The organism is Limosilactobacillus ingluviei str. Autruche 4, assembly GCF_000312405.1.
In the GTDB taxonomy this organism is placed as follows: Bacteria; Bacillota; Bacilli; order Lactobacillales; family Lactobacillaceae; genus Limosilactobacillus; species Limosilactobacillus ingluviei.
The window spans coordinates 502,169-507,614 of sequence record NZ_HE997173.1; the positions used below are offsets into that span (position 1 = coordinate 502,169).

Genomic DNA, 5,446 nt, shown 5'->3' on the forward strand with positions numbered 1-5,446 from the left:
ACCCACAGCATCCCAGCTTTTTTCATATTTTCCATTATCATATTCAATTAGCGGTTCAAATCCAAATTCATTATCCTCATAAATTGCTTTGTCGAGTACGGTTTCAAGGAAAAAATAATTCCAGTCTGATTGTTGATCGAAAGTAGTCAAATATAGTCGTTTTGGCTTTACCAAATAACACTGATTTGAATTATTATATAGTTTGATCCAGTCACTTTGAACTGCCTTTGTAGCTCTACCAAAATCTTGACCCCCAACACTCGGAAAAAACATATGGTTTAAATCCGGCACACTACTTGCGGTATTCAAAACATTAATTATCGCTTTCGGGTCACTCCAGCTTGCTTCTGTTGGAGCGTCTCCAACGAACAATTGCTTACTAATAAATTTCCACTCGCTCGACTGAATTAATCCAAAATTGTTTATAACCTTTTTCCATTTGACCAACAATTCTTTAAATTCCTCCATAGTTGGTCTTTTATCCGGATCATTATTAGTTGCCCACATCAATAATTCATGCAGTTCTACCAAGTGTTTTTTCTTGTACTTAGCATTCAAACTAATCTTGGGATCTTTAAAATCATATGGTCCATCAAAGCCATATTCATTCCCCATCAGAAACATCCATAGTGTTTTTGCCATCGAATATACATCTGCCTTCTTGGGATTCGCCTTTCCAGGCTCGCGACGCATTTCAGGCGCCATTGTAAATTTAGCACCTAAATTTTGAGAATCTCTTTTGGAGGTTTCAGTATAATCTTCGTTTACTTCTTCATCCTTAGCTAAACCAAAATCCGAAAAAACTAATCGATTTTTGTAAACCAAAATATTCTTTGGTTTAATATCACGATGAGAAATTTCTAAGTCATGAACTTCGATCAAGGTTTTACTCAAGTCAATAAACATATCGATTATATCTTCTGTATGTTTATCGTCTTTATTGAGGTAATCCCAAGAACTTTCCGCTTTAGGCATAACATACCATAGATCGTTTTCGCTTTGTTCTGGATCACTATAATCAAGAATTGGAATTATTCCCTCAATATTATGATCTTTCAATTTTTTCAAAGTTTTAATTTCTAATCGAAAGCGCTCTATTTTATTATCCTTGTTGGATTTCTTACTTTTAAGAATCTTAGCTATATTAACTTCTTTTGTTTCTTTACTCCGAACTGTAAATACTACTCCATTTCCTCCTTCACCAACGTCATCTAATCTTGTATATTTATCTTCTAATGCCATAATGTTAAACACTTCCTAATATTTCAATTTTCTTGTAATTGTTTTGCTGGGCTATACGACCCAAGTCATTTTAGATCACCTAATCTATCACTGCCTATGATCAAAATAAAACGATTATTTGCTAATCATCCCTAAGCCATCCTTAATACAATTTCATACCTACATTTCGCTTTTCACATTACAAACTACCCTATCGATAACTTTCTTATCTACGCTCCCGTCAAACGTACGGGCAAAGAAGATCCTACTTTCAGAGAGACCGTCAAAGTCACCATCGTTAGAATTTTAAGATGATCTCCTCTTGCAGACCAGTCCGTAAATCACCTAGAATCAACCATTTTTTCTCTAAAGCCATCATCATTGGCTAATATTGTTTGGACAAAAAGTCCATCCACGTTCCTTCCTCTTCTGAAAAGACTATTAATTTGATTTTGATTATTCAGAACAAATTTAATAGCGTCTTCAGTTAAACTAAACCAATTTGCGCCAAAAAATAGCTTCATATGATTTTCCTTAACCATACCTTGTTGCATGAATCGCGATCTAAAATTAGTCTGAACTTAATCCAACATTCTGGATCCCAATTTCACGTAACGATTTCTAACAGGCAGATTTCAAAATAAATCGCTACTTACTCTTCTACATAAATAGCGTTCAACTTAAATCTAAGAATCTCAAAAATCACTAAGTTAGTATCTCTTAAACACCTTATACGTTCATTATATATTAACGTTATTTTTTCAACAAGTTTTAAAATCACTTTTCTCGAAGAAATAGTCTTTTTGTCGGTTTCTTTGTCTATTGTTTTCAATAAATAAATGTTTAATGATAAAAATAAATTTGCGAAAATAAGAAACTCTAAATCATTTGTGATGAAGTAGCACTCCGAAGTATTTTCGTAAAAAGGAGCTTTCGGAACGCTATTTGAATCTCTCCTGTTGGATTTCTAGTGTCCATGGTTAATAAGCCTCCTAGACCGGCTTTTCAGTCCATGCAACGACTAATATTCTAAGGGCTCACACACCTTGACAGAGCCTTAACCGTAATTTATTAAGACAATTAAATCAGATAGCTTTTTTGCCTTATGACGCTTATTGGACATTAACGAAGAGACTCTAGTCATTCCCGTCCCCGTCCCGACAATTTTATGAACTATAAACAAAGACCTTCTATAGTTAAATTTCCCTAAGTATAGAAGGTCTCAATCGATGTTGGAATACTGCCTGTTATACCGTACTTGCGTTAAAGTTACAAAATACGAACCTCGCAATTTTAATCAGCTGTTACTAACATTCAGTCTGCTATATTGTCCTTACACTTGTAAGTATCACTACAAAATATTTAATTGAGAAAAAAGGGAGTGCTTGATATAATTGGAATTAGAGAAAAAGCGTTTAAATTGAGAAAAGAAAAATCTGGAGAAATAGAATGGAAAATTTAACTTCTGATGTGTTATTAGAACTTATTCAAAGTGCCAATGAATCAGAAATAGTGGAATATAAATCTAATTTCAATAATACCGGTCAAATATGTAAATATATTTCTGCACTGGGAAATGCTGCAATTGCTTCTTTAAACCCAAACGCTTATTTAATCTGGGGAGTCGAAGATATCACAAAAAAGATAATTGGAACAACATTCGATCCATATACAGCAAAAGCTCGAATTTTACCAAAAGATGACAATAAGAAGCGAATGAAAAACTCCAATTACCCACTTATTACTTATATTGAGGTAAATATAAATCCTAAAATTCAACTGGAGTGGAAAGAATTTAAGGACGTTCAAGGGAAAAGACTAGTTGTTTTGGTTATTAATGTAACCCATATAAATCAGCCTATTAAATATAAGGGAACTGAGTATATTCGGTCTGGAACATCATTAAAACCATTAAACGAATTTCCAGAAAAAGAAAGGCAAATTTGGAAATCGTTTGAGTCTTCTAAATTTGAAATGGAGTTTGCAAAAACTAATGTTTCATATTCAGACATCCAGGATTTACTAGATATAGATTTTTACAAAAGAATTATAAGCATGGATATTATCCATGAAACTGATATCATCCAAAGTTTAATTAATGATAATATCATTGTTAGTTCTGGAAACTCTTTTGATATTACTAATTTAGGGGCTTATACCTTAGCTAAAGATATGAGCTGCTTTCCAAATTTAAAGCGAAGAACGGTTAGAATTACTAAATATGCTGGTAATTATAAAACTGACAATGCGATATATGATGCATTTGGAAATATGGGTGTCATTGTTGGTTTTCATAACATGATTATTAATATAATGCGACATATTCCCTATTCTGAAAATTATACTGGTGGTATTAGAAACGATATTCCACAATTTCCAGAATTGGTCGTTCGAGAATTATTAGCAAATACGATTGCACATCAAGATTTTACTATTGATGGAACGAGGCCGATGATAGAAATATTTGATAATAGGATCGTCTTTAGTAACCCTGGAGTTCCTTTGATTGATCCAATGCGGTTTTTAGATTTCCCACCAAGATCAAGAAACACAGAATTAGCTGACTTACTGGGAAAATTTAAAATAGTAGAATCCCGAGGAACAGGTATTGATAAGGTTGTTGCATCATTAGAAAACTATGAATTGCCAGCTCTAGAAATTTTGACTAAAGGAACAGATGCCACGCAAGTCACTATCCATAATAAAAAGTCGTTTAAAGATATGTCCCCAACAGAAAAGAACGAATCGATATATTGGAATGCATGTTTACATTATGTAAATGATGAACAAATAAATAATGCGTCCTTAAGACAGCGATTTGGTTTAACAAGTAATGATAGTTCACTGATCTCTAAAGCGATTTCTAATGCAATGGAAGCCAACCTGATTAAGCTATATGACGAAAAAGCAGGTAGAAAGTTCGTGTCTTATATACCTTTTTGGGGTATTAGCGTCCAAAATAGATATAAAATTTAAATAGACGGCATAACAAACCGTCTTTAACAGAATAGCGCTCAGGAGTATCCTTTGAAGGAAGGACAACTTCAGGGCGCTATTTGCGTCTATTGAGTTCCAAATTTACGTTGAATTTCTGGAGCCCACGGTAAATAGGCCTCCCAGACTAGTCTTTCAGTCCTTGCGAAAGCTGATAGGAGCGTTCTAAGTACTCACGTACCTTAAGGTGTGATTTAGCTTAGCTGTCTGAATGAACATATACCAAATGGCATTAACTTCGACCTACTCCATTGGTGTTGAAAGCTTCCCAAATAAGCAAACGCTTTCTACCAGCCATCGTTAGTGCACCAAAACGGCCGCTCCGAACTTCGGTTCTTCGTCAACTGGTACTGATGAACTTTTAGAAGAATAATTGGTCTACCCCCACAGCTGCCTTTTTTCAGGCAGCTGTTTTGACGTTAAAATATGGTGATTTAGCGACTAGTAGAATTCGAAGCCGGAAATTGGGGAAGCTCCGGAAACCAAAGGCAACTCGTTTGATCGTTTTGATGACGTTGTTTGTCCCTTCTAACGAGCCATTATTGTAAGGTTGTTCAAAACTACGCTCGATTTCTTCACGGTGATTCCGTAGCGTACGTTGGGCCTTTTGACAAGGTTTAGGTAAAGCTGTCAACTTGGTTTTTAATAACTCTGCCAAGACTTCTGAACTTTGAAAATGAAGGGCACACAACAGTTGTTGGTAGTAACCATACGCCGTACTAAGCGCATCACTCGTAGCGGTCAGCCGATCGATCACTTCACGTTCATTCAACTGGGCACCACCAAAACCTGTTCGCCGCTTAAAATCGTGCCAGTTGAGTTTGGCCGCATCCTTAACCAATAAACGCCAGTAGCGTTTTAAAGCGCGGGCCAGCTTATCCTTAGAAGGCAAAGCCTTCATAGTTTGGGTACGGACCTGGTTCAATGCTTGGTAAGCTTGAACCACGACGTGATAGCGATCAGCGACAATGGCGGCATTGAGAAAAAGATCTCGAATTAAAGACCGATAAGGTTGATAAAGACCAACCACGATTAATTTAACTTTGGCCCGGACTGCATACTCATACCGATAGAAATAATTGCGCAAGCAAGTATTGGTACGGGATTCAATCACATCAATCAATTCATGGGTTTCCCCATTCATCAAAGCCATACTCATCCCACTCGTCGCAAAGCGACCAGCTTTAAAGTCATCGAGGGCTAGGACTTCGGGCAGCCAATGACGCTTGGG

At 35.9% G+C, this 5,446-nt stretch carries 4 protein-coding genes; 1 reads left to right on the forward strand and 3 read right to left on the reverse strand.

All coding sequences use genetic code 11. The annotated features are described in order from the left end of the window. Together BN54_RS02460 and BN54_RS02465 are read right to left on the reverse strand one after the other, a co-directional pair. The coding region (locus BN54_RS02460) for a protein kinase domain-containing protein (RefSeq protein WP_019205554.1) at positions 1-1,242 on the reverse strand (1,242 nt) is incomplete at its 3' end. Positions 1,243-1,562: 320 nt separating this feature from the next. Next, entirely contained in the window at positions 1,563-1,775 is a 213-nt protein-coding gene (locus BN54_RS02465; protein WP_155818241.1) for a beta-1,6-N-acetylglucosaminyltransferase, read from the reverse strand. Between the two features lie 895 nt (positions 1,776-2,670). Between BN54_RS02465 and BN54_RS02470 the strand changes: the two genes are divergently transcribed. Continuing rightward, positions 2,671-4,197 carry an ATP-binding protein gene (locus tag BN54_RS02470; protein WP_019205556.1) on the forward strand — a complete coding sequence of 509 codons (1,527 nt, stop codon included), beginning with the start codon at positions 2,671-2,673 and terminating at the stop codon, positions 4,195-4,197. Between the two features lie 418 nt (positions 4,198-4,615). Here the strand turns inward: BN54_RS02470 and BN54_RS02475 are convergent. Then, a partial coding sequence (locus tag BN54_RS02475) for an ISL3 family transposase (protein ID WP_019205557.1) occupies positions 4,616-5,446 on the reverse strand: 831 nt, incomplete at its 5' end.